This window comes from Caballeronia pedi (genome assembly GCF_001544915.2).
Lineage (GTDB): Bacteria > Pseudomonadota > Gammaproteobacteria > Burkholderiales > Burkholderiaceae > Caballeronia > Caballeronia pedi.
On sequence record NZ_FCOE02000006.1, the window covers coordinates 47,948 to 71,839 of the forward strand.

17 protein-coding genes and 1 pseudogene are annotated in these 23,892 nt (G+C 63.6%); 14 read left to right on the top strand and 4 right to left on the bottom strand.

All coding sequences use genetic code 11. From position 1 onward, the window contains the following. Positions 1 to 328: 328 nt before the first annotated feature. From AWB80_RS44870 to AWB80_RS11240, 8 genes and pseudogenes are all read left to right on the top strand, one after another. Positions 329 to 3,328 (top strand): annotated as a pseudogene (locus AWB80_RS44870) (ESPR domain-containing protein); the annotation flags it as partial. A 9-nt stretch (positions 3,329 to 3,337) separates the two neighbouring features. Continuing rightward, positions 3,338 to 5,644, top strand: a complete 2,307-nt coding sequence (locus tag AWB80_RS44875; RefSeq protein WP_244206484.1) for a YadA family autotransporter adhesin — start codon at positions 3,338 to 3,340, stop codon at positions 5,642 to 5,644. A 151-nt stretch (positions 5,645 to 5,795) separates the two neighbouring features. Further along, positions 5,796 to 6,488 carry a FadR/GntR family transcriptional regulator gene (locus AWB80_RS11215; RefSeq protein WP_061174731.1) on the top strand — a complete coding sequence of 231 codons (693 nt, stop codon included), beginning with the start codon at positions 5,796 to 5,798 and terminating at the stop codon, positions 6,486 to 6,488. 479 nt (positions 6,489 to 6,967) lie between these two features. Then, complete coding sequence (locus AWB80_RS11220; RefSeq protein ID WP_061174732.1) at positions 6,968 to 8,140, top strand: ABC transporter substrate-binding protein; 1,173 nt, start codon at positions 6,968 to 6,970, stop codon at positions 8,138 to 8,140. An 82-nt stretch (positions 8,141 to 8,222) separates the two neighbouring features. Continuing rightward, on the top strand, positions 8,223 to 9,299 hold the full coding sequence (locus AWB80_RS11225) for an ABC transporter ATP-binding protein (protein WP_061174733.1): 1,077 nt from the start codon (positions 8,223 to 8,225) through the stop codon (positions 9,297 to 9,299). Further along, the gene (locus tag AWB80_RS11230; protein ID WP_061174734.1) at positions 9,296 to 10,159 is read left to right on the top strand and encodes an ABC transporter permease; all 864 of its coding nucleotides are present in this window, start codon (positions 9,296 to 9,298) and stop codon (positions 10,157 to 10,159) included. Before AWB80_RS11225 ends, AWB80_RS11230 begins: the two co-directional genes overlap by 4 nt. Next, positions 10,159 to 11,067: an ABC transporter permease gene (locus tag AWB80_RS11235; protein ID WP_061174735.1), complete on the top strand. Its 909-nt coding sequence runs from the start codon at positions 10,159 to 10,161 to the stop codon at positions 11,065 to 11,067. Before AWB80_RS11230 ends, AWB80_RS11235 begins: the two co-directional genes overlap by 1 nt. Positions 11,068 to 11,117: 50 nt before the next feature. Next, on the top strand, positions 11,118 to 12,053 hold the full coding sequence (locus AWB80_RS11240) for an aldose epimerase family protein (protein ID WP_061174958.1): 936 nt from the start codon (positions 11,118 to 11,120) through the stop codon (positions 12,051 to 12,053). A 117-nt stretch (positions 12,054 to 12,170) separates the two neighbouring features. On the opposite strand, the gene AWB80_RS11245 is transcribed toward AWB80_RS11240, so the two are convergent. After that, positions 12,171 to 12,623 (bottom strand): response regulator, encoded by a 453-nt coding sequence (locus AWB80_RS11245; RefSeq protein WP_061174736.1) that lies wholly within the window; start codon positions 12,621 to 12,623, stop codon positions 12,171 to 12,173. 196 nt (positions 12,624 to 12,819) lie between these two features. Here AWB80_RS11245 and AWB80_RS11250 point away from each other — a divergent pair, with 196 nt between their 5' ends. Both AWB80_RS11250 and AWB80_RS11255 read left to right on the top strand, forming a co-directional pair. Further along, positions 12,820 to 13,515, top strand: a complete 696-nt coding sequence (locus AWB80_RS11250) for a response regulator transcription factor (protein WP_061174737.1) — start codon at positions 12,820 to 12,822, stop codon at positions 13,513 to 13,515. Between the two features lie 164 nt (positions 13,516 to 13,679). Then, positions 13,680 to 14,201, top strand: coding sequence for a hypothetical protein (locus AWB80_RS11255; protein WP_061174738.1), 522 nt, complete (start codon positions 13,680 to 13,682; stop codon positions 14,199 to 14,201). Here AWB80_RS11255 and AWB80_RS11260 read toward each other — a convergent pair. Further along, the gene (locus AWB80_RS11260; RefSeq protein ID WP_244206476.1) at positions 14,198 to 14,557 is read right to left on the bottom strand and encodes a hypothetical protein; all 360 of its coding nucleotides are present in this window, start codon (positions 14,555 to 14,557) and stop codon (positions 14,198 to 14,200) included. The genes AWB80_RS11255 and AWB80_RS11260 overlap by 4 nt on opposite strands. A 394-nt stretch (positions 14,558 to 14,951) precedes the next feature. On the opposite strand from AWB80_RS11260, the gene mprF reads away from it, so the two are divergent. After that, positions 14,952 to 17,546, top strand: a complete 2,595-nt coding sequence (gene mprF, locus AWB80_RS11265) for a bifunctional lysylphosphatidylglycerol flippase/synthetase MprF (RefSeq protein WP_087131202.1) — start codon at positions 14,952 to 14,954, stop codon at positions 17,544 to 17,546. Beyond that, a complete protein-coding gene (locus AWB80_RS11270) occupies positions 17,543 to 18,838 on the top strand; it encodes a virulence factor family protein (RefSeq protein WP_061174739.1) in 1,296 nt (431 codons plus the stop codon). The genes mprF and AWB80_RS11270 overlap by 4 nt, the downstream gene beginning before the upstream one ends. 46 nt (positions 18,839 to 18,884) lie before the next feature. Here AWB80_RS11270 and AWB80_RS11275 read toward each other — a convergent pair whose 3' ends face one another. Next, positions 18,885 to 19,394, bottom strand: coding sequence for a DUF1993 domain-containing protein (locus AWB80_RS11275; RefSeq protein ID WP_061174740.1), 510 nt, complete (start codon positions 19,392 to 19,394; stop codon positions 18,885 to 18,887). Between the two features lie 82 nt (positions 19,395 to 19,476). Beyond that, positions 19,477 to 19,662 (bottom strand): oxidoreductase-like domain-containing protein, encoded by a 186-nt coding sequence (locus tag AWB80_RS11280; RefSeq protein ID WP_061174741.1) that lies wholly within the window; start codon positions 19,660 to 19,662, stop codon positions 19,477 to 19,479. Between the two features lie 161 nt (positions 19,663 to 19,823). Here AWB80_RS11280 and AWB80_RS11285 point away from each other — a divergent pair, with 161 nt between their 5' ends. After that, positions 19,824 to 22,292, top strand: a complete 2,469-nt coding sequence (locus AWB80_RS11285) for a penicillin acylase family protein (protein ID WP_061174742.1) — start codon at positions 19,824 to 19,826, stop codon at positions 22,290 to 22,292. 98 nt (positions 22,293 to 22,390) lie between these two features. After that, positions 22,391 to 23,860 (top strand): M20 family metallopeptidase, encoded by a 1,470-nt coding sequence (locus tag AWB80_RS11290; RefSeq protein WP_061174743.1) that lies wholly within the window; start codon positions 22,391 to 22,393, stop codon positions 23,858 to 23,860. Positions 23,861 to 23,892 lie beyond the last annotated feature (32 nt).

The window sequence follows — 23,892 nt, forward strand, 5'->3', positions numbered from 1 at the left end:
CGCGATAATTCGTGAATTATTTGCAAATCATACGCAGAAAGCATGTTTTTAAGAATTGTTGAATTGAAAGTCCACCGAATAAAACCAAAGATTGCACTCCATTGCTGTGCAGGAATGGACGATTGGTAAGGGGTGCCTGAGTATTTAGGAGGGTTGGGCAAGCGAACGACATGTCGGGTTTCCATTCGACAATCGTGCAGGGAGAGTTGTCTGGAATCGGTTGTGTCGACATGTATTAATTTCGCCATCCTAATTTACCACCATAGTTATGGTGGGCGTCCCGTGCTGCGCCATCGAATTTTGAGCGATTGAATCTACGAGGTTTTGAGTGAACAGAACGTACAAGGTGGTTTGGAGCCAGGCGCAGGGAAAGTGGGTTGCAGTGTCTGAAGTCGCCAGGACGAGAGGCAAGGGTACGAGCCGCTCGGTGGTTGTTGCTGCTTCTGCAGTGGTAACGTTGGCGGGAGGGAGTGCGTATGCTGCGGAAGCGAACAGCTATACCAGCGGCGTCTTTGATTCGAATAATTTCTCCAATTGCTTTACATCGATTGCCGATGGGCCAAGCGACTCGTCTACTTGCGATGGCGGGGGTAGGTCGGGCGCAGGCTTCATAGCGTTCGATTCGGCTGCTATGGCGGGCGCTTACGCTCTGGCGTCTGACGGAAACACGCTTAGGATAGGCACCGGGGGCACGGATCGGTTAACGATCATCACGGTTCCTGGCATAGGCACGACGATCAGTGCCTACGCGAACCTAAACATGAACGGACGCCTTGTCACAGGATTGGATAATGGAGCGATCTCCAGTGTAAGCATGGACGCGATCAACGGTTCGCAGCTTTACACCGTGTCCAGTTCAATGTCAGCGGGCATAAGTACCGTAGGAAGCCGAGTCAATTCGCTGTCAACGGTCGTCGGCTCGTTGTCCGCGAGCGTGAGTACGGTGACGTCAAGCGTGAATTCGTTGTCGACGGGCCTGAACACGGTGAGGTCGAGTGTCGATTCGCTGTCGACCTCGACGTCGACCGGTTTGAGCACCGTGACCTCGAGCGTCGATTCGCTGTCGAGTTCGACCTCGACGGGCTTGAGTACCGTGACCTCGAGCGTGAACTCGCTGTCGACCTCGACGTCGACCGGTCTGAGTACCGTAACCTCGAACCTCAACTCGCTGTCGAGTTCGACCTCGACGGGCTTGAGCACCGTGACCTCGAGCGTCGATTCGCTGTCGACCTCGACGTCCACCGGCTTGAGCACCGTGACCTCGAGCGTGAACTCGCTGTCGACCTCCTCTTCGACGGGCTTGAGCACGGTGACCTCGAGCGTCGATTCGCTGTCGAGTTCGACCTCGACGGGCTTGAGTACCGTGACCTCGAGCGTGAACTCGCTGTCGACCTCGACGTCGACCGGTCTGAGCACCGTAACCTCGAACGTCAACTCGCTGTCGAGTTCGACCTCGACGGGCTTGAGCACCGTGACCTCGAGCGTGAACTCGCTGTCGACCTCGACGTCGACCGGCCTGAGCACGGTGACCTCGAACGTCAACTCACTGTCGACCTCGACGTCGACCGGTCTGAGTACCGTAACCTCGAACGTCAACTCGCTGTCGAGTTCGACCTCGACGGGCTTGAGCACCGTGACCTCGAGCGTCGATTCGCTGTCGACCTCGACGTCGACGGGCTTGAGCACCGTGACCTCGAGCGTCGATTCGCTGTCGACCTCGACGTCGACCGGCCTGAGCACGGTGACCTCGAACGTCAACTCACTGTCGACCTCGACGTCGACCGGTCTGAGTACCGTAACCTCGAACGTCAACTCGTTGTCGACCTCGACCTCGACCGGTCTGAGCACGGTGACCTCGGGTCTCGATTCGCTGTCAAGTTCGACGTCGACGAGCCTGAGCACCGTGACCTCGGGCGTCAACTCGCTTTCGACCGGCCTGAGCACGGTTGTATCGAACGTTGAGTCTCTCTCCACGGGGCTTAGCACGGTAACGTCCGGCCTCGATTCGCTTTCGACATCGACCTCGACGGGCTTGAGCACGGTGACTTCGGGTCTGAACTCGTTGTCGACCTCGACCTCGACCGGTCTGAGCACGGTGACCTCGGGTCTCGATTCGCTGTCAAGTTCGACGTCGACGAGCCTGAGCACCGTGACCTCAGGTGTCAACTCGCTTTCGACCGGCCTGAGCACGGTTGAGTCGAACGTTGATTCTCTCTCCACGGGGCTCAGCACGGTAACGTCCGGTCTCGATTCGCTTTCGACCTCGACGTCGACGGGCTTGAGCACCGTGACCTCGAGCGTCGATTCGCTGTCGACCTCGACGTCGACCGGTCTGAGTACCGTAACCTCGAACGTCAACTCGTTGTCGACCTCGACCTCGACCGGTCTGAGCACGGTGACCTCGGGTCTCGATTCGCTGTCAAGTTCGACTTCGACGAGCCTGAGCACCGTGACCTCGGGGGTCAACTCCCTTTCGACCGGCCTGAGCACGGTTGCATCGAACGTTGATTCTCTCTCCACGGGTCTCAGCACGGTAACGTCCGGCCTCGATTCGCTGTCGACATCGACCTCGACGGGCCTGAGCACCGTGACCTCGAGCGTCGATTCGTTGTCGGCCTCGACCTCGACCGGTCTGAGCACGGTGACCTCGGGTCTCGATTCGCTGTCAAGTTCGACTTCGACGGGACTGAGCACGGTCACCTCGGGCGTCAACTCCCTTTCGACCGGCCTGAGCACGGTTGCATCGAACGTTGTTTCTCTCTCCACGGGTCTCAGCACGGTAACGTCCGGCCTCGATTCGCTTTCGACATCGACCTCGACCGGTTTGAGTACGGTGACGTCGAGCGTTGACTCGCTTTCGACATCGACCTCGACCGGCCTGAGTACCGTGACCTCAAGCGTCGACTCGCTGTCGACCTCAACGTCGACCGGCTTGAGCACCGTGACCTCGAGCGTCGATTCGCTTTCGACCTCGACCTCGACCGGCCTGAGCACCGTGACCTCGAGCGTCGACTCGCTGTCGACCTCGACCTCGACCGGCTTGAGCACCGTGACGTCGGGCGTCGCCTCGCTTTCGACGGGCCTCAGTACAGTGACCTCCGGTATCGCTTCTTTGTCGACCGGATTCACTTCGCTGTCGGTCGCGATGGACAACACAGTTCAGTACGATGATCCGAATAGTCACACGAGCGTCACGTTCGGCAACCCTGGAACGCCCGTTATCCTCAAGAATGTCGCTCCTGGTGAGGTAAGCGATAGCAGCCTTGAGGCAATCAACGGCTCGCAACTCTTTGCAACCGCGCAAAGTGCTGCGGAGGCGTTGGGCGGCGGATCAACCGTGGACGTCGATGGCAAGATCACCAAACCGACCTACACGTTCGAAGACAACTCGACGTTCCACAATGTCGGCGACGCGCTCACGAACCTCGACGGCCGCGTGACAACGAACACGACCGCCATCACCGACCTGACCAATCAGATCAACAATGGCGAGATCGGCCTGGTGCAGCAGGACGCGACGACGCGCAACATCACCGTGGCGAAGGACACCGACGGCACGAAGGTGGACTTCACAGGCACGGCGGGCGCACGCGTGCTGGATGGTGTCGACGCAGGCGCGGTGAACGAAACGAGCAAGCAGGCAATCAACGGCTCACAACTCCATGCGACCGCGCAAAGCGCAGCAGACGCGCTGGGCGGCGGATCGGTGGTAAACGAAGACGGCACGATCTCCCCTCCGAGCTACGAAGTGCACAAGTCTGATGGTTCGACGACCACGTTCAGCAACGTCGGCGACGCGATCACGAACCTTGACGGCCGCACGACGCAGAACACGACCGACATCAGCGACCTGACCAATCAGATCAACAATGGCGAGATCGGCCTGGTGCAGCAGGACGCGACGTCGCGCAACATCACCGTGGCGAAGAACACCGACGGCACAACGGTGGACTTCACAGGCACGGCGGGCGCGCGCGTGCTGGATGGCGTCGAAGCCGGCAAGGTGGACGCGACGAGCAAGCAAGCAATCAACGGCTCGCAACTCTTCGCGACAGCACAAAGCGCGGCAGACGCGTTAGGCGGTGGATCAACCGTGGACGTTGACGGAAAGATCACCAAACCGACCTACACGTTCGAAGACAACTCGACGTTCAACAACGTTGGTGAAGCGCTCACGAACCTCGACGGCCGCACGACGCAGAACACGACCGACATCAGCGACCTGACCAATCAGATCAACAATGGCGAGATCGGCCTGGTGCAGCAGGACGCGACGTCGCGCAACATCACCGTGGCGAAGAACACCGACGGCACAACGGTGGACTTCACAGGCACGGCGGGCGCGCGCGTGCTGGATGGCGTCGAAGCCGGCAAGGTGGACGCGACGAGCAAGCAAGCAATCAACGGCTCGCAACTCTTCGCGACAGCACAAAGCGCGGCAGACGCGTTAGGCGGTGGATCAACCGTGGACGTTGACGGAAAGATCACCAAACCGACCTACACGTTCGAAGACAACTCGACGTTCAACAACGTTGGTGAAGCGCTCACGAACCTCGACGGCCGCGTGACGCAGAACACGTCCGCCATCACCACGATCAACAACACGCTGAACGACATCACCACCGGTGGCGGCATCAAGTACTTCCATGCCAATTCAACACTGGAGGATTCGAAGGCCGAGGGCGTGGAATCAGTCGCGATCGGCGGTAACGCGCAAGCGAAGGGCGCTAACGCGGTGGCGATCGGCTCGAACTCGGTGGCGGATCGGGCAAACACTGTGTCAGTGGGCGCAACAGGCGCGGAACGTCAGATCACGAACGTCGCGGCCGGCACGGAGGACACCGACGCCGTCAACGTGTCGCAGTTGAAGCAGGCCGGGCTCATCAACGGCGACGGCAGTTCGAAGACGGCCGTGACGTACGACAACGGCGCGGACGGCAAGCCGGACTACTCGAACCTCAATCTCGGCAATGGCACCGGCACCACGACGATCCACAACGTCGCGGCAGGCGTCGGCGGTACGGATGCCGTGAACGTGGATCAGATGAACGCCGCGCTGGATCGCGTGTCGAACATCGCCGAGAGCGGCGGCAATCCGATGTTCGCGGCGTCCGGCGATCGCAACACCGAGGTCGCCAGCGCCACCGGCACGCATGCCACCGCGATGGGCGCGAATGCGAACGCGAGCGCTGACAACTCCGTGGCGCTGGGCGCGAATTCGGTCGCGGATCGGGCGAATACGGTGTCGGTTGGTTCGGCAGGCAACGAGCGGCAGATCACCAATGTCGCCAACGGCACGCAGAACACTGACGCAGTCAATCTTGGTCAGTTGAATCTGTCGGCCGCGCAGTCGCAAGCCTATACCGATACGCGCATCGCCGGCGTGCAAAGCCAGATCAACAACGTGGCGAGCACGGCCTACGGCGGTATCGCGGCTGCAATGGCCGCAGCGGGTCTGCCGCAGCCAACCGCTCCCGGCAAGACCATGGTGGCGATCGCGGGTGCGCGATACGCGAGCGCCTCCGGTGCGGCCATCGGTATCTCGTACGTGACGCAGGACGAACGGTGGGTCGTGAAGGCCTCGGGCAACACCAGCAGCTCCGGCAATGTCGGGTTCACCATCGGCGCGGGTCATCAGTGGTAAGCGCCTGACGAAGCATCCGGGCATCTGAATCGGTCGACACAGTCATTGTGTCGACCGATTTTTTGGGACGCGCGTCATAAGTGCCGCTCATCCACCGCCGAAAAATCTGTCTTACAATCGTTCTCCACCCTGACAAGCACGCCGCGCGAACATGAACGAGCGTAAGTCATCCGGGCTCGCCGACCGGATCTACAACGACATCCTCAACAGCATCATGGAAGGCGAGTTCAAGGAGGGTGACCGGCTCCTCACCGAACACGCACTCGCTGAACGCTTCGCGACTTCACGTCCGACCGTGCGTGAAGCGCTCGCGCGATTGCGCGCGGACGGCATCATCGTGACGCGGCGCGGCTCGGGGACGATCGTCGGACGCCGCCCCGATCCGGACGTGCGCCGTTTCGCGCCTCTCGAAACCCTGTCGGACATTCGCCGTTGCTACGAATTTCGCATCGTGACGGAAGCCGGCGCAGCGGAACTCGCCGCCATCAAGGCCGATGACTACGATATCCGCGCGATTCAGGACGCCTGGGATCGACTCGAACGCGTCGTCGAATCGCAGCAGGGCATCGGCGCAAAAGACGACTACGCGTTTCATCTCGCGGTCGCGCGGGCGTCGAAGAATCAGTTCTTCATCACCGTGCTGTCGTTCATCGAGGAACAGATCGCATTCAGCATGAACCTGTCGCGCAACCTGTCGTTCGTGAAAACGCTCGAACGGCAGCGCCTCGTGCAGCGCGAACATCTCGATGTACTCGATGCTATCCGCTCACGCGATCCCGTACGCGCGGGACGGGCGATGCGAGCGCATCTTGAAAATGCCGTCGATCGGATGTTCGGCAGTTAGCCGGATCGCCGCTGCAGTTGTCACACAACATTGACGAAAGCGCGTCAAAACTGTCGAATCGAAGAAAAGTTGTTTGACAACTGTGCCGAGGCTTGCTTTTGCATGCTGCGAAGCGCACCGCGCGCAGCCAAAAAAACTCGCGAGAAATCGGTAGGAAACACTAGTTAAAATCAGGTAAAACGGTGAGGTAACAGGCGCTCGGGGTATCTCCCGAGGCAAGCTTGCAAACCGCTATCGGCAGAGGAAAAGCGCTTGGAACGCGCTTCGTTAACACCCATCCGATGCGACCAATTTGCTTGACATCCTATAACCTCGTTAGCTATTTTTCAGCATCCAGTCGCAACGAGGGCGCACGCGCACAGAGACAGGCGAGAATCAGAATCAGCAGAAACAGGCCGGCGATCGACACAATCGACAATATCGACGATACGACCGGACCTCTTCCCGACCCGTGGTTGCGAGAGAAGTGAGGAGACAAAATGGCTTTCAAGGCAGGACTGTCAGTGAAACTGGCGGCGGTTTGCGTCGCCGTCAGCGCGGTATTCGGCATCAGCGCGGCACACGCGGCTGATCCCGTATCGATCAACATCGTCGACGTCGCAGGCAATCTGCAACTGACGCAAAAGGGCTTCGAGGCGTTCAAGGCCAAATATCCCGACCTGGTTTCCAGCATCACGTTCACGAACGCGCCCGCGCCGCAACTGCCGGGCAAGATCAAGGCGATGCAGGCGGCGGGCCGCTCGGACATCGACCTCGTCGTGACCGGCACCGATGCGCTCGCGGCCGGCATCCAGCAAGGCCTGTGGGAAAAGCTGCTGCCCGAGAACGCGAAGGCCTTCCCCGGCGTGCTCGACAAATACGCGCCCGGCCCGCGCAAGATGCAGGACATCGCGCAAGGCTACGGTCTCGAAGTCACGTACATGCCCGCGGGTCCGCTGCTCGAATACAACCCAGCCAAGGTCACCGATGTCCCGAAGACGCCGGATCAACTGCTCGCGTGGTGCAAGGCGCATCCGAACAAGCTGATCTACGCGCGTCCGGCCAACTCGGGCCCCGGCCGCACTTTCCTGATGGGCCTGCCGTATGTGCTCGGCGACAAGGACCCGATGGACCCGATCAACGGCTGGGACAAGACCTGGGCGTTCCTCAAACAGCTCAACGACTGCATCCCTTACTACCCGGGCGGCACCTCCGCCGTGATGAAGGAACTGGGTGAGGGCACGCGCGACATGACCGTCACGGTGACGGGCTGGGACATCAACCCGCGCGCACTGGGCATCGTGCCGGCGGAATTCAAGGTCGGCGCGTTCGACAACATGACGTGGGTCAACGACGCGCACTACATGGTGATTCCGAAGGGCGTACCGAAGGAAAAGCTCGACGTGCTCTACAAGCTGATGAATTTCATGCTCGAGCCGGCGCAGCAGGCGCTGACGTATGACGACGGCTACTTCTATCCGGGCCCGGCGGTGAAGGACGTGCCGCTTTCGATGGCGCCCGCGAAGAGCCAGGAAGTCATCCAGAAGTTCGGCCGGCCCGAGTACGCGAAGCTGCTCGCCGATCGTCCGCACGTGCTGCCGCTCAATGCACAGGCGATGGTCGCCGCGTTCCAGAAGTGGGACCGCGAAATCGGCGCGGCCAAGACCAAGTAAGGCGACAGATCTCTGTCATCAGACGGCGACGTTCCCTGCGAGGGACGTCGCCGCTTGCACAAGATAAGCGCAGGAAATCGTCATGAAGCACACTTTTGAGCAGTTGCGCCTCGACTCGGTCTCGCGCAGCTTCACCAACGCGGAAGGGCAGCAGCTCGCGGCGTTGAAGGGCCTCGATCTGAACATTCAGCGCGGCGAATTCATCGCGCTGCTCGGGCCGTCGGGCTGCGGCAAGTCGACCGCGCTGAACTGCATTGCCGGATTGCAACCGCTGACAGGCGGCGGCATCTGGCTCGACGACAAGCGCATCGACGTGCTGCCGCCCGAGAAGCGCGGCTTCGGCATGGTCTTTCAGAACTACGCGCTGTTTCCGCATATGTCGGTGCTGGACAACGTCGGCTTCGGTCTGAAGATGCGCGGCACGCCGAAAGCCGAAGCGATGAAGCGCGCGAAGGCCGCCTTGCAGCTCGTGCAGTTGATCGGCCACGACGCCAAGCTGCCGGGCCAGCTTTCGGGCGGGCAGCAGCAGCGCGTCGCCATTGCGCGCGCGATCGTCATCGAGCCGCCGCTCGTCCTGATGGACGAGCCGCTTTCGAACCTCGACACCAAGCTTCGCATCGAGATGCGCGCCGAAATCCGCCGCATTCACGGCAAGCTGGAGCGCGCGACCATCTATGTCACGCACGATCAGGACGAAGCGCTGTCGATGGCCGATCGCATCGTCGTGATGAGGGAGGGCGTCGTGCAACAGGTGGCGTCGCCGAAGGAAGTCTATTCGCGGCCGAAGAACCTGCACGTTGCGCGATTCATGGGCTTTCGCAACGTCGTGCCGGCAACCCTCGAAGGCACGCAGGGCGAAAGCGTGGCGGTGAACGCCAGCGGCGTGCGCCTCGTCGGCACGCCGATGGAAGGCTTCGACAGCAAGAACGTCAGCGTCGCGCTGCGTCCGGAAGACATGGAACGGGCGTCGCCCGGCGCGGAGAATGCGTTCGATGCGCACGTCGAGGTCGTCGAGTACGGCGGCCGTGATTCGCTGATCATCGTCAATACGGCGTTCGGCAAGCTGTGGGCGCGCATCGCGGGCGAATGCAGCGAGGGCGAGCGCATCACGCTGCGCGTCGCGCCTTCGAAGACACTCGTCTACGGAGAAGACAAATGATCGCGCTTCCCGCGCAGCGCGATCCGAAGGGCTGGCTCGTCGCTCCGGCGCTCATCTTCATTCTTGCGCTGTTCATCTATCCGTTCGCCTACGGGCTAATGCTGTCGTTCAATCCGATGAACGGCGGCGGCATCTGGGCGAACTACGTCACGTTCTTCACCGACTCGTCGATGTGGCCGACGATCATCGTCACGCTGAAGCTCGCCGTGCCCGCGACCATCATCAACGTGGGCGTGTCGGTGCCGGTCGCGTTCGCGCTGCGGCGCACGTCGCCGTGGCAGAAGTTCGTCACGACGCTGCTCGTGGTGCCGGTCACGCTCGGCACCGTGCTGATCGCCGACGGCATGCTCACGTATTTCAGCCCGAACGGCTGGTTTCCGCAGGCATTGCAGGCACTGCATCTCTACGGCGATGAAGTGCGCCTCACGCACAACTACTGGGGCGTGCTGATTTCGCTGATCGTGTCGGGTTTTCCGTTCGCGTTCCTGTTGACCTTGTCGTACGTGACGGGCATCGATCCGACGCTCGCGCGCGCCGCCGCGACGCTCGGCGCGAGCCCGTGGCAGCAGTTCCGTCAGATCTATCTGCCGCTGCTGTTGCCCGGTCTCACGATGACCGCGTGTCTCTCGTTCGTGCAGGCATTCTCGGTGTTTCCTTCGGCGGTGCTGCTCGGCGCGCCGGCCGGCCCGACCCGCGTGATTTCGATCGCCGCATCGGAAGCCGCGTTCGAGAGCTACGACTACGCGCTTGCATCGACCATTGCGATCGTCATGGGCTTCGTGCAGTTGCTGGTGGTGGGCGGCATGCTGGGCGCGCGCCGCTTCTTCTACACGGGTCCGGTGACGGGAGGCAAGGGATAATGACGACCGATAACCGCGCGGCGTCCGGCTGGCAGGCCGGCACGCTCAATCAACGCACGGGCAGACAGATGAAACAGCAAGCAAGCTTGCGCGACAGGCTATGGAAGTTCTTCGTCTGGACGACGATGGGCTTCTTTCTCGTCAACGTGTTGCTGCTGATCGCGACGGTCGCCGTCAACTCGGTGGCGACGCGCTGGTTCGGCACGCTCTTGCCGCAAGGCTTCACGCTGCACTGGTACGCGCAGGCGTGGAGCGACTTCCAGCTTTCGAGCGTGCTGCTCGTGACGCTCGAAGTGGTGGGCGCGGTGGTGCTGCTGTCCATCGTGCTCGGCGTGCCGGCGGCGTATGCGCTCGCCCGCGTGCAGTTTCCCGGCAAGCGCTTCGCGATGCTCGTGTTCCTGCTGCCGCTGATGGTGCCGCCCGTGACCTACGGCATCCCAATGGCGACGGTCATGTACAAGTTCCACCTCGCGGGCACGCTGACCGGCGTGATTCTCGCGAATCTGGTGCCTGCGCTGCCGTTCGTCATTCTCGTGATGACACCGTTCATCGAGCAGATCGATCCGAATCTGGAATCGGCCGCACGCATTTTCGGGGCGAACACGTTCCGCTATTTCCGCTACGTGCTACTGCCGCTGCTCGTGCCGGGGATGCTCGCGGCGGGTCTGCTCGTGCTGGTGCGCACCATCGGCATGTTCGAGCTGACGTTCTTCACCGCCGGGCCGACGACCCAGACGCTCGTCGTCGCGCTGTACTACGCGGTGTTCTCCACAGGGGTGCGCGCGCCGCAATCCATCGACGCGATGGCGATGATCTACATGGCCATCACGATGATCTGGGTGCTGATCGCGCTGCAGTTCGTGAGCCCGACGCAGCTTGTGTCTCGCGTCAAGGAACAGAAACAGTGATGTTTGCCCGCGCGGCCGCGCGCGGGCTCTTTTCATACCGAAGTCGTGTCGTGACCAAATTTCGTGAAGTCGTGGAGCTGGACGCCGGGCCGCGCCTGAGTATTTCGAGCGGGCCGCATGTCATCGAGATCGCACCGAAGGCGGGCGGGCGCATCACGCGCTTCGCCACCGAGGGCGAGCGCGGATGGCACGAATGGCTCGCGCCTGTGACCGTGTCGAGCTGGCCGTGCGATACGTGGCCCAAGGGCGGCAGCTATCCGCTGGTGCCGTTTTCCAATCGCGTGCGCGATGCGCGCTTTCCTGCACCGGACGGCGCGATTGTCGAGCTCGCGACGTTTCCCGGCATGGCGCACGCGCTGCACGGCTTCGGCCAGTTCGCGGCGTGGAGCGTCGAATTGCAGGAGGCGGATTGCGTCGTGCTGCGGTATCTGCACGGCGAGGGCGAGCACGGCTGGCCGTGGGCGTTCGAGGCCGTGCAACTGATCGAGGCGAACGCGGATGGCGCACGGCTGTCGATGCGCGTCGCGAACCGCTCGTCGAGGCCGATGCCGGTCGGCCTCGGCTTTCATCCGTACTTCGGCGCGCAGGAAGCCGAACTGCACACGACGACACACTGGCGTCACGAAGCGGAAATCGCGATAGAACCGACCGTCGAGCGGCCGGTGTATCGGCATGTGCGGGAAATGGAGGGATACACGCGTTATCTGAGCGGCTGGGACGGCTGCGCGAAGCTGCATTACGCCGACGGCCGCACGCTCGAACTGCACGCCGACGGCGCGCTGAACCATGTCGTCGTGCATTGTCCGGCTGGAGCGGCGTATTTGTGCGTCGAGCCGGTTTCGCACGTGAGCGACGGCTTCAATCTCGCGGCACGCGGGCTGGCCGGCACGGGTGTCGCCGTCATCGAGCCAGGTAGTGAAATACAGGTGTCGCTCGTGATGGCAGCCGGCGCGAACCCGGCCCGGCGCGACGGCGGCGCCGCCTGACGCGCGCCTCCACGCAGGCGCGTTCACGGGCCGCGGGAAGCCGCGATGCATTCGCCAGTAGCACACCTCCGACGAGGCAAGTATCCGTGTTCATGGCGGCATCTCCGGTTTCGTGTATCAGCGCGTGAGCGGCATGGAAAAAAACGACTCGACCAGATCGACGATGCGCCAGGTCGCGCAAGGCCGGCGGCAATGGGCGTCGAAGCCGGCTTCCTTCAGCGTCTGCACCGGATCGGCCGGCCACACGTTGCTCATCGCGACGAGCAGCCGCCCGGTGACGTCGGCGTCCATGCGCAGCGTGCGCAGAAAGACGTAGCCGGATTCGTTGTCGAGGCTCGTATCGAGCAACAGCGCGTGCGGCTGCCAGCTATGCACCAGCGCGCGCACGGATCTCAGTTCCTGCGAATGGATGACCTGCAAGCCTTTGAGCCGGAGTTGCACGGCGAGCGAATCGCCGATCGACTTGTCCTTGTGCGCGATCAGCACACGGCGCGATGCGTCTCCGGCGCGTGCCCGCTTGATGCGCCACAAGGCGAATTCGCTTTCGTTGTCGGCCAGACGGCTTGACATCTCATCCTCCGTGCTCGTATTGGGTTACGTGGTTGATTCGACTGCGACCAGTTTCGACCGAATGTGCTTATCGCTGAACCCGGCACGGGAGGGGGCTGCGGAGGATTTTGGGAGACTGCCGAATGTATCCCTGCGAAAGGGGGGTAGTAGTCGGGCAAGGCGCGCGTAATATCGGAACCGTTCTCGGAGCGTCGCAATGGAAAATGGCTATTTCAAAACTGTGTTGCTAGTAGAGGACGAAGGGCTCACCAGGAGCGCCATGAAAAGCCTCATCCTGGCGAACGAGCCTTTGCTCGAAATCGACGAAGCCGATGGTTTCGAGCAGGCGAAAGCGAAGCTTTCCGCCAACACCTACGATCTGATGTTTCTCGACTACCACTTGCGCGGCCAGGCCACCGGCATGGACCTGCTCAACTGGATCCGCGAGGAAGAACGCGAGATCCAGACGATCATGCTGTCCGCGCAGGACGACCGCGATACGGTGCTCGACTGCATCAAGAACGGCGCGTGCGGGTTTATTTCCAAGGGCAGCGAGCAGGGCGCGGGCGTGTTTCGGGAGGCGCTGAAGACGATCCTCAACGGGCGCGTCTACCTGCCGAACACCGTGCTGGGCAAGGGCGGTCACAGCCCGAAGCCGGTTTCGCCGCACGCGGGCGTGACGGTCGAATCGCTCGATCTGCCGCCACGGCTCACCGAAACGCTGCGTTACTTGTTGCAGGGACTCTCGAACAAGGCGATCGCGCGCAAGATGAATATCAGCGAAAACACCGCCAAGGAATATTCGAGCGATCTGCTGGCACGCTTTCACGTCACGCGCCGAACCTTCCTGATCGTCGAAATGGCGCGGCGCGGGATCGAAATGCCGATGAGCAACACGTCGTCGGCCTCCTGAGCAGCCGCTTCATCCTCTTTTTTCGACGCGGGCGCAACCGCAAGGGCGCCTGCGTCGTCGCATGCGCGCGACCTTTTTCTTATCGTTCCGAGGAATAGGCCGAGGGATGGTAAGGTAGAGCCCGGACTATATTCGAGATGGAGTCAGCGTAGGTGATTCGCAGGATGACGTTCATAAAAATGCAAGGCGCCGGCACGGCATTCACGGTGACAGCGGCGCTGCTACTCGGCGCGTGTGCGCCGCTTCCGCAGCAGAATGGCACGGATGCCGCCGCTGCGGCGTCGGCCGCATCGGCTCCGCAAGTGGTTCAGGCGGCGCCCAGACCGCCTATGCCGCCCGCGCAGCAAGGTGAGCGACGCATCATGGTCGGCACCGCGAACGGCTACCACCTGATGGTCAAGACGACCCCGCCATCGCAAGTCTGCGACAGCGACGCCTTCGCCGATGGCGTGCGCTACGGCTACGCGCTGACGTGGAATCGCCTCGTCGGCGAAGAAGTGCGCAACGGCGGCAAGCCGAAGCGCAAGTTCGACGCGTCCACGGTCCATTCCCAGGACGACCAGTACAAGATCCAGTGGGACGGCAAGGAACGCACAAACGCGTGCTCGTCAGACGGTTATCTGATCGGGCGCGTCATCGGGACGCATCTGGCCGGCGTCGATATGAAAAACGGCAAGCCTTCCTAATCGCAGGTGTGGGTCGCGGTGACGTAGCGGCTCGCGACCGCGACATCGCCGTAAATCGTGTAACCCGTCCCGTTGGCCGATGCCTGCGCGATCACCAAAACCACCGACTGACTCGTATATCCGCCGCTGGGCACGGAAACGGCCTGCGTATCGGTGCTCGGCGAGTATTCGCGCACGCGCCCGGCGATCGGTGTCCATTTTTCCTTCACGCACCGGACGAAATCGTACGGCTTGACCTGCGACGTGCCCGACCCGATGGGCACGGTCCTGAGCAGTGTGTCGTCCGTCGCGGCGCAGGCGCTCAAAACGGATACGCCGATTGCGGCGAACAGCATTGCGATGTTGTTTTTTGTCATGGTTCCTATGCCTTTTTTTGCAGTAACCGCTTAAGCTTGCGCCCTGTGTCCTCGTCGACGCCACAGGCCGTCGATCGTAACCCTTCCGCTGACAAACCGTAAGGCGAACGCGACCGTTCGTTCGTGCCTAACGAGCACCCCGGAAAGCCGCGCCAGCTCTGATTACAAGCTTTCGATCCGTAGTTTTCCCAATATTAGTCAAGTCGGGTCAACCGGCGCCGTTATATAGGCGTTTCACGCTTAGAAGCCGTTTGTATGGCGCGAGCGCGGGCGGCGGGAGCCGAAGTGGCGCTCTCCGACCGCGTGTGGTGCGCGGGTCCCCGATAACCGTGATGTTGCGTTGCTGTCGACCGTTCGCGGCCGATTTGCAGCGTGAGCCAGTTTGATAGAACGCATGTCTCGCACAAAGTTGCTTGCCCGGCTTCGCGCCATTTCCCCTGCCGGACGTCCGTCCGGTGGCTTCGATCTTCAGCGGCTCGCCGCGCCCGTGCTCACGGTCGTGATCTGCGTGCTGCTGCTGGTGGTCTTCCAGCACCTTTCCCGCTCGGTCGACTACAAGTCGGTGATCCACTCGCTGCGCGTGATGACGCCGCAGGCCTGGGTCGCCGCGCTGTTCGCGACCGCGCTCTCCTTCGCGGCGCTGGTCGGGCGCGACGCGGTCGGGCTGCGTCATATCGGCGTGACGATGCCGCGTTCGTTGCTGTGGGTCGGAGCGACGGTCGGTTCCGCGCTCGGCAACGTGACGGGCTTCGGCGCGCTGACGGGCGGTGCGGTGCGCTGCCGCGTCTACGGCGCGGCCGATGTGACCCCGGCGCAGGTCGGCCGGCTGACGATTTTCACGAGCGTCACGCTCGCACTCTCCCTCGCGTTCATGGCCGCTGCCGGCATGCTGTTCGGCGCGGGCACGCTCTCCGGCATGATGCACCTGTCGCCGGCCGCGTTGCGCGTGACCGGCGCGCTGCTCCTCGCCGTGTTCGCGGCGATGGTCATCGTCTGCGGCAGCGCGCCGCGCACGTTGCGCTCGCGCTGGAAGTGGCTTTCGTTCACCGTCCCGGCGCGCCGCGACTTCGTCGCGCAGGCCGCGCTCGCGGTCGTCGACGTCCTCGGCGCCGGTCTCGCGCTCTGGGCGCTTCTGCCGAACGCGCAAGTCGGTTTCGGCGACTTCATGACGGTGTTCTCCGCGGCCATGCTGCTCGGCATGATCGGCCACACGCCCGGCGGCGTCGGCGTGTTCGAGGCGGCGATGGTGTTCGCGCTCGGCGGCAGCGCCCACACGCCGGACGTGCTGGCCGCGCTGCTCGCGTATCGCGCGATCTACTTCGGCCTGCCGCTGATCCTCTCGGCGGGCGTGATGGCGGCGTTCGAAGGCCGCGCGCTCAAGGGCCGCTTCGGTTTCCTGAGCCCGCGCAACGTCTCGCAGCTCGCGCCGGTGTTCCTGTCGATCGTCACGTTCGCGGCCGGCTCGATGCTCGTGATCTCGGGCGCGACGCCCGCGTTCAAGATGCGCATCGCGCTGTTGCAGACGATCCTCCCGCTGTGGGTGCTGGAAAGCTCGCAACTGCTCGGCTCCGTGCTCGGCGTGCTGCTGCTTTTCGTCGCGCGCGGCCTGATGCGCCGTCTGGACGCCGCCTGGTGGCTCGCGGTGATCCTCGCCGTGACGAACCTTGCATTGTCCCTGGCGAAAGGGCTCGCGTTCGTCGAAGTGGGCGTGCTGGCCTTCCTCGTCGTGCTGCTCGTCGCGACGCGTGAGCGCTTCAACCGCCGTTCGTCGCTCTTCGCCGAGCGCTTCACCGCGACGTGGCTGATTTCCATCGGCGTCGTGATGGCGCTCGCCGTCTGGATCATGTTCTTCGCCTTCCGCGATGTGCCGTACAGCCGCGATCTCTGGTGGCAATTCGCCTTCGACGAGCGCGCCCCGCGTGCGCTGCGCGCGACGCTCGCGGCGGCGGTGTTCGCGTCGGCGTTCGGGGTGTGGCAACTGTTGCGCCCGGCCGCTGGCCGTTTCGTGAAACCGGTCCCGCAGGATCTCGCCGATGCCGCGCGCATCTTCCGCGCGCAGGAACGCAGCGACGCCGGCCTCGCGATGATGGGCGACAAGAGCTTCATCTTCTCCGAGTCGCGCGAAGCCTTTCTGATGTACGCGAAGCACGGCCGCACGTGGGCCGCGCTGCACGATCCGGTCGGCCCGCGCCGCGAATGGGCGGAACTGATCCGCAAGTTCGTCGCGCTGGCGCACGCCCACAATGGCCGCGCCGCGTTCTATCAGGTCCGCGCGGACGCGCTGCCGCTCTATCTCGACGCCGGTCTCACGCTGATGAAGCTGGGCGAGGAAGCCCACGTCGCGCTGTCGGAATTCGATCTGAAGGGCTCGCACCGCTCGCATTTGCGCTACGCGCTCAAGCGCGGCGAACGCGATGGCTTCGATACCGAAGTGATCGGGCCGCAACAGATCGCCGCCAGCCTGCCGATGCTGCGCGAAATCTCCGACGACTGGCTCGAAAGCCGCTCCGCGCGCGAAAAGAGCTTCTCGGTGGCCGCGTTCAACGAGGACTATCTCTCGGCGCAATCGGTGCTGCTCGTGCGCCAGCAGGGCGCGCCGGTCGCGTTCGTCACCTTCATGACGACGGACATGAACACCGAAGCGACCGTCGGCGTGATGCGCCATGTCGCCGAAGCGTCGCCGTACGCGATGGAATACCTCTTCACCAAGCTCGCGCTGCATCTGAAGGAAGCGGGGTTCAAGTCGCTGTCGCTCGGCATCGCGCCGCTGTCGGGCATGGAGCCGACGCCGCTCGCCTCGCACTGGCATCGGCTTGCCGGGCTCGTGTGGCGCTTCGGCGGGCGGTTCTACAACTTCCGCGGGCTGCGCGGATTCAAAAGCAAGTTCCAGCCGCGCTGGGAGCCGCGCTATCTGGCGGCGTCCGGTTCGGTCGGCGTATTTTTCACTTTGGCGGATCTTTCGCTCCTCGCGGGCGGTTGGCGTTCATGAAATTCCTTTGCAAGAAAGCGACGGCGCTCGTAGCGGCCGTCGCCTGTGGTGTGGCTCTGTCCGGTTTCGCACATGCGGCGGAGTCGATTTCCGGCGGCCGTTACGGCCAGGTCACGCTCACGAAGCCGACCGGTGCGATGACCGGCTTCGTCGTGCTGTTCTCGGAGAAAAGCGGCTGGAGCCCGTCCGACCAGCAAGCCGCCGATGCACTCGCAGCCAAAGGCGCGATGGTCATCGGCGTCGACACGCCGCGCTATGCCGCGCGTGTGGCGGCCGACAAGACCGAGAAGTCCTGTCACAACCTCGTCGGCGATGCGGAGAACATGAGCCATCAGCTCGAACGCACCGTTCAGTCGAACCATTATTTCTCGCCGATTCTCGTCGGCACGGGGCAGGGCGCGATGATCGCGGAAAGCGCGCTGAAGCAGGCGCCGGACAACACCGTCAAGGGCGCGGTGTCGCTCGCGGCTGACCCGATGCTCGACGCGCGTTTCAATCCCTGCGCGCCGGATTCGACCATCATCCACGCGAACGGGTTGCCGGGCTTCTTCGAATACACGGCCGTGCTCGAAGCGGGCCGCTCGAAGGCCGACGCGCTCGTCGCGATGACGTCGCCGCATCTGAAGAAGGCCGAGCCGGTTGTTGACGGCGATGTCTCCGACCTCCCGCTGATCGAACTGCGCGCCGCGCAACCGACCGATCTGCTCGCGATCGTCATTTCCGGAGACGGCGGCTGGCGCGATCTCGACAAGACGATGGCGCTCGCGCTGCAACGCGATGGCGTGTCGGTGATCGGCATCGATTCGCTGCGCTACTTCTGGAGCGAAAAGACGCCGCAGCAGACGGCCAGCGATCTTGCGCGCGTGATCCGCGCGTACAACGCGCGCTGGCATACGAAACATGTGGCGCTGGTCGGCTATTCGTTCGGCGCGGACGTGATGCCGTTCGCATACAACCGTCTGCCGGACGCGGTGCGCGAGCAGGTTTCGTATATCTCGCTGATGGGTTTTTCGCCGTCGGCGGATTTTCAGATTCGCGTCACGGGCTGGCTCGGCATGCCGGCGAGCGAGAAGGCGCTCAAGGTGCGGCCGGAGCTGAACAAGCTGCCGCCGTCGATGGTGCAATGCATCTACGGCGAGAAGGAAGAGGACACGCTGTGTCCGCAGCTCACGAAGACGGGTATCGAAGTGGTGAAGCTGCCCGGCGATCACCACTTTGGGGGCGACTACGATGCGCTCGCGCGGCGCATTCTCGCGGGCTGGCGCAAGCAGATCGCGGCGCGGCAGGGTTGATCCGCTGATATCGCGAGGCGCGGATCGGCCTGTGGTCCGCGTTTGATCACTTGAGCGGTCCGAGATAGTCCCGCTTGCCGATCGGCGCGCCGAGATGGCGCAGAATGTCATGCGTCGTGACGACGTGAAAATAGAAGTTCGGCAACCCGAAGCCGAACAGATAATCGTCGCCCGAGAACGACGGCGAAAAGTCCGGAAACTTCAGCGTAACCGTGCGCGTTTCGCTACCCGCGAGCGACGCCTTGTCGATGCTCTTCAGAAACGCGATTGTCTTCTCGATCCGACCGTGCAGCGACGCAAAGCTGTCCTCGTTGTCCTCGAAGCGCGGCGCTTCGATGGCCGCGAGACGCGCCGCCGACAGTTTCGCCGTGTCGCTTGCGCGCTGGATCTGCGCGACGAGCGGCAGCATGTCGGGCGCGAGGCGCGCGTTGAGCACATCGTCGTGGGCGAGGCCTTTTTCATCGGCGAAGGCGGCGCCTTTCTTCAGCAGATCCGCGCAGACTTCGAGCCCGCGAATGAAAACCGGAATCGATGCGCGATACATCGTGAGTGACATGGGCTTGTGCTCCTTGAAGTTCTGTTTTCGATGACGACAGGGGCCACAAGCATAGCGCTCGCTGCGCGAGCCTGCTCGACTCTCACTGCCCGGACGGCCCTGAATGCCGCGCTTCCCACGCGCGCAACGCCGTCCTGTAACCTTCGAGCGCTTCCTGATAAAGATCGAAGACGCACGGGTCGCAGCCGCTCTGGCAGCAATCCTCCGGCAACGGACGCTCGGGCGGCGTCGGGCGCGGATCGTCGGCGGGGTCGTGGCGGTTGGTCATCGCGATGAGCAAGGCGTAATCGGTTCATCGTGCATCGGCTTCGCGGCGCGGGCGCGAGTGGCTAAACTTTGGCGTCGGATCGCGCCGCGCGCAATGCGATACTGCGCGCGGGGCAGTCATCCGCCCGTCATGACGTCGGATCGGACCGAGGGACTCACGCGATGAACCAGATCGTCAGCCTTGCGATCTCCGCCGCGCTCGCGGGCGCCTTGCTGAGCGGCTGCGCCATGCCGCCTGACACATCGGGCGGACCCGGCGCGGAATTTCAGACGAACGCGGGCGCGCAAACCGCCTGGAGCGCCGAGATTCGCCGCACGCAGGACGGCATTCCGCATATCCGCGCGGCCGACTGGGGCAGTCTCGGCTTCGGTTTCGGCTATGCGCAGGCGCAGGACAACCTGTGCACGCTCGCCGATGCCTTCGTTACGTATCGCGGAGAACGCTCGGCGTACTTCGGTCCGGACGCGCGACCACCCGCGAGCGCGACCTTCGGCCAGCCACGCAATATCGACGCCGATTTCTTCTTTCGGCTCATGGGCGAACAAGCGGCCGTGGACCGTTACCGCGCCGCACAACCGGCCGAACTCCGCAATCTGATCGACGGTTTCGCGAACGGCTACAACCGCTATCTCACCGATCTGAACGCGGGCGCCTTTCCGAACGCGCACGCGGCGTGCCGGGGCAAGCCGTGGGTCGGCAAGATCGGCGCCGACGATATCTACCTGCGTCTCATCGCGGCGAATCTCGCGGTGGGCTCGGTCCGCTTTCTGACGCCGATCGCGATCGCGCACCCGCCGAAGCGCGGCGACAGCGCGTCGCCCGCGGCGTCGGCAGCATCGCCGGGCGCGCTTGAATCATTGCGCTTTTCCATCGGCGAGCATCCGGGCATCGGCAGCAATGCGCTGGCCTTCGGTGCGCCGGTCACGCGTGACAAACGCAGCATCCTGTTCGGCAACCCGCACTGGTTCTGGCGCGGGCCCGACCGTTTCTATCAGGCGCAACTGACGATTCCGGGTCAGGTGAACGTCGCCGGCGTGTCGTTTCTCGGCGTGCCGCTGATCGTGCTCGGCTTCAACGAGAACATCGCGTGGACGCATACCGTGTCGAGCGCGCGGCGTTTCGGCATCTTCCAGTTGACGCTCGATCCCGCCGATCCGACGCGCTATCTCGTCGATGGCCGTAGCGAGCCGATGACGCCCGTCGCGCTCACGGTGCGCTCGCGCCGCGCCGACGGCGCTTACGAATCCGTGTCGCGCACGCTTTACCGCACGCGTTTCGGGCCGGTCGTCGATCTCTCGCCGATGGCGCAGGGCCTCGGCTGGAGCACGCAGCGCGCGTACGCGCTCGCCGACGTCAACATCGACAACGCGCGCGCGTTTCAGAACTTTTTCGCGTGGAATCAGGCGCGCTCGCTCAACGACTTCATGGCGATCCAGAAGCGCTACGCCGCGATGCCGTGGGCGAACACCTTCGCCATCGGGCGCGGCGACGACCGCGTCTGGTTCGCCGACATCGGCCCGATCCCGAACGTGCCCGACGCGCTCGCGGAATCGTGCACGACGCCCGCAGGCCGCGCGTTCGCGGGGCGCGTGCCGGGCGTGCCGTTCCTCGACGGCTCGAAGAGCGCGTGCGCATGGCGCGTGGATTCGACGAGCGTGCAGCCGGGCGCGCTGCCCGTCGAGCAGTTGCCGAATACCGTGAGAGGCGATTACGTCGGCAATTTCAACGACAGCTACTGGCTCACGAACGCGAACGCGCCGCTGTCGGGCTCTCCGCGCATCGCAGGCGCGACGCGCGTCGAGCAGTCGCTGCGCACGCGTTACGGGCATCTGCTCGCCGCGCGGCTGCAGCGCGAGCGAGGCGGCATCACGCGCGAGGCGCTCGAATCGGCCGTGCTGGAGACTCATTCGATGTCCGAGCGGCTGTTCCGCAAGCCGTTGCTCGACGCGGTCTGCACGGTGAACGAAGCGGTCGGCCCGCTGCACGAAGCGTGCGAGGTTCTGCGCAACTGGAACGGCACGGCGGACATCGACGCGCGCGGCGCGAATCTGTGGGACGAGTTCTGGTCGCGCGCGACGCGCATCGCGCCGGAGCGCCTGTACGAAGCGGGTTTCGATCCGAACAAGCCGCTCGCGACGCCGGGCGGCTTCAGCGTCGACAATCCCGCCGTGCTCCAGGACTTGCGCCAGGCGCTCGGCGGCGCGGCGCTCGCGTTGAAGCTGAACGGCTTCGCGCTCGATTCGCGCCGCGGCGACATTCTCTACACCGAACGCAACGGCGCGCGCGTGCCGCTCTACGGCGGCTGCGACGAAGCGGGCTACTTCACGATCGTCTGCGCGCGGCGTCCGCTCGATCCGAAGGGCTATCCGATGGACATCAGCGGCCAGGGCGACAGCTACGTGCAGGTCGTCACCTTCGGCGAGAACGGCGTGGAAGCCGACACCATGCTCTCGCACTCCGAATCCGACGACCCGGCTTCGCCGCATTCGGGCGACGCCACGCGCGCGTTCGCGGCCAAACGCTGGTCGCGCTTTCCGTTCACCGAACAGGCGATCGTTTCCGATCCGGCGGTGACGCGCGTCGTCGTCTCGGGAGCGCGCGACGAAGGGACGGGCGCGCCGCGGCGTTGAAAAAAATCACGTAAAACGCGCGGGCGCGGCCCGCCGCCGGTCGAGTCGCGTGCAAAACCCGTCTATCATTGAAGTTTGCCTCGAATGGAAACACGGTCATGACTATCGGCGACAACACGCAACACGACGAAACAGTCCGGCTCGACCCAGCCGCGCTGCAGGGTTTCGTGGATCGCAAATGGAACGACGAGATCGTGCCCGCACTGACCGATTACATCGCAGTGCCCGCGAAAAGCCCGATGTTCGACAGCGACTGGGCGCGCCACGGTTTCATCGAACGGGTGGTCACGGACGCGGTCGACTGGGTCAAGACACAGCCGGTCAAGGGACTCAAGGTCGAAATCGTGCGCCTGGCCGAGCGCACGCCCGTCATTTTCTTCGAAGCGCCTGCAACGCGTTCGGGCAGCACGGAAACGGTCGTGCTCTACGGCCATCTGGACAAGCAGCCGGAATTCGAAGGATGGCGCAGCGACCTCGGTCCGTGGACGCCGAAACTCGAAGACGGCAAGCTCTACGGCCGCGGCGGCGCCGACGACGGCTACGCCACCTACGCCAGCATCACCGCGCTCGCGGCGCTGGACGCGCAGGGCGTGGAGCGGCCGCGCTGCGTGGGCATCATCGAGACGTGCGAGGAATCCGGCAGCTACGATCTTCTGCCTTACATCGACGCCTTGCGCGACCGGCTCGGCGATGTCGGGCTCGTGATCTGCCTCGATTCCGGCGCGGGCAACTATGATCAGCTCTGGCTTACGACCTCGCTGCGTGGTCTCGTCGCCGGCGATCTGGAAGTGCAGGTGCTGGACGAAGGCATTCACTCGGGCGGCTACGGCGGCATCGCGCCATCGACGTTCCGGATCATGCGGCAACTGTTCGAGCGCCTCGAAGACGCGAGCACGGGCAATCTGCTGCCCGAGGGCTTTCACTGTCCGATTCCGATGCTGCGCCGCCGCGAAACCGAAATGACCGCGCGCATCCTCGGCGACGATGTCTGGAAGAAGCTGCCGTGGGCTTGCGGTGCGGATGGCGGCAGCGTTCTGCCGACCACGACCGATCCGCGCGAAGCGTTGCTCAATTCCACCTGGCGTCCTTCGTTGACGGTCACGGGCGCATCGGGCCTGCCGCCGCTCGCGGATGCGGGCAACGTGCTCGCACCGCGCACGGCTTTCAAGCTGTCGCTGCGCCTGCCTCCGCTCGTCGACGCGGCCAAGGCGGTCGTGCAACTGCAGCGCCTGCTCGAAATGGACCCGCCGTACAACGCCAAGGTGACGTTCAAGCCCGAAGCGGGCGCCGCGACCGGCTGGAACGCGCCCGATCTCGCGCCGTGGCTCGCGACATCGCTCAATGAGGCGTCGAAGCGGCACTTCGGAGCGAATGTCGCGTATATCGGGCAGGGCGGCACGATTCCGCTGATGAATACGCTCAAGGAAGGCTTCCCGCGCTCGCAGTTCATGGTCTGCGGCGTGCTCGGCCCGAAGTCGAACGCGCACGGTCCGAACGAATTCCTGCACATTCCGTATGCGAAGAAGCTGACGGCATCGGTCGCGGAGGTAATCGCGGCGGCGCCTTGAGATTTTCGGCTCGATCGATCGTATGGAAAGCC

What these genes read in the sequence shown, in the direction of transcription:
- AWB80_RS11215 (WP_061174731.1), top strand. Translation starts at nt 5,796, where the DNA reads ATGAACGAGCGTAAGTCATCCGGGCTCGCCGACCGGATCTACAACGAC.
- AWB80_RS11220 (WP_061174732.1), top strand. Translation starts at nt 6,968, where the DNA reads ATGGCTTTCAAGGCAGGACTGTCAGTGAAACTGGCGGCGGTTTGCGTC.
- AWB80_RS11225 (WP_061174733.1), top strand. Translation starts at nt 8,223, where the DNA reads ATGAAGCACACTTTTGAGCAGTTGCGCCTCGACTCGGTCTCGCGCAGC.
- AWB80_RS11230 (WP_061174734.1), top strand. Translation starts at nt 9,296, where the DNA reads ATGATCGCGCTTCCCGCGCAGCGCGATCCGAAGGGCTGGCTCGTCGCT.
- AWB80_RS11235 (WP_061174735.1), top strand. Translation starts at nt 10,159, where the DNA reads ATGACGACCGATAACCGCGCGGCGTCCGGCTGGCAGGCCGGCACGCTC.
- AWB80_RS11245 (WP_061174736.1), bottom strand. Translation starts at nt 12,623, where the DNA reads ATGTCAAGCCGTCTGGCCGACAACGAAAGCGAATTCGCCTTGTGGCGC.
- AWB80_RS11250 (WP_061174737.1), top strand. Translation starts at nt 12,820, where the DNA reads ATGGAAAATGGCTATTTCAAAACTGTGTTGCTAGTAGAGGACGAAGGG.
- AWB80_RS11255 (WP_061174738.1), top strand. Translation starts at nt 13,680, where the DNA reads ATGACGTTCATAAAAATGCAAGGCGCCGGCACGGCATTCACGGTGACA.
- AWB80_RS11260 (WP_244206476.1), bottom strand. Translation starts at nt 14,557, where the DNA reads ATGACAAAAAACAACATCGCAATGCTGTTCGCCGCAATCGGCGTATCC.
- mprF (WP_087131202.1), top strand. Translation starts at nt 14,952, where the DNA reads ATGTCTCGCACAAAGTTGCTTGCCCGGCTTCGCGCCATTTCCCCTGCC.
- AWB80_RS11270 (WP_061174739.1), top strand. Translation starts at nt 17,543, where the DNA reads ATGAAATTCCTTTGCAAGAAAGCGACGGCGCTCGTAGCGGCCGTCGCC.
- AWB80_RS11275 (WP_061174740.1), bottom strand. Translation starts at nt 19,394, where the DNA reads ATGTCACTCACGATGTATCGCGCATCGATTCCGGTTTTCATTCGCGGG.
- AWB80_RS11280 (WP_061174741.1), bottom strand. Translation starts at nt 19,662, where the DNA reads ATGACCAACCGCCACGACCCCGCCGACGATCCGCGCCCGACGCCGCCC.
- AWB80_RS11285 (WP_061174742.1), top strand. Translation starts at nt 19,824, where the DNA reads ATGAACCAGATCGTCAGCCTTGCGATCTCCGCCGCGCTCGCGGGCGCC.
- AWB80_RS11290 (WP_061174743.1), top strand. Translation starts at nt 22,391, where the DNA reads ATGACTATCGGCGACAACACGCAACACGACGAAACAGTCCGGCTCGAC.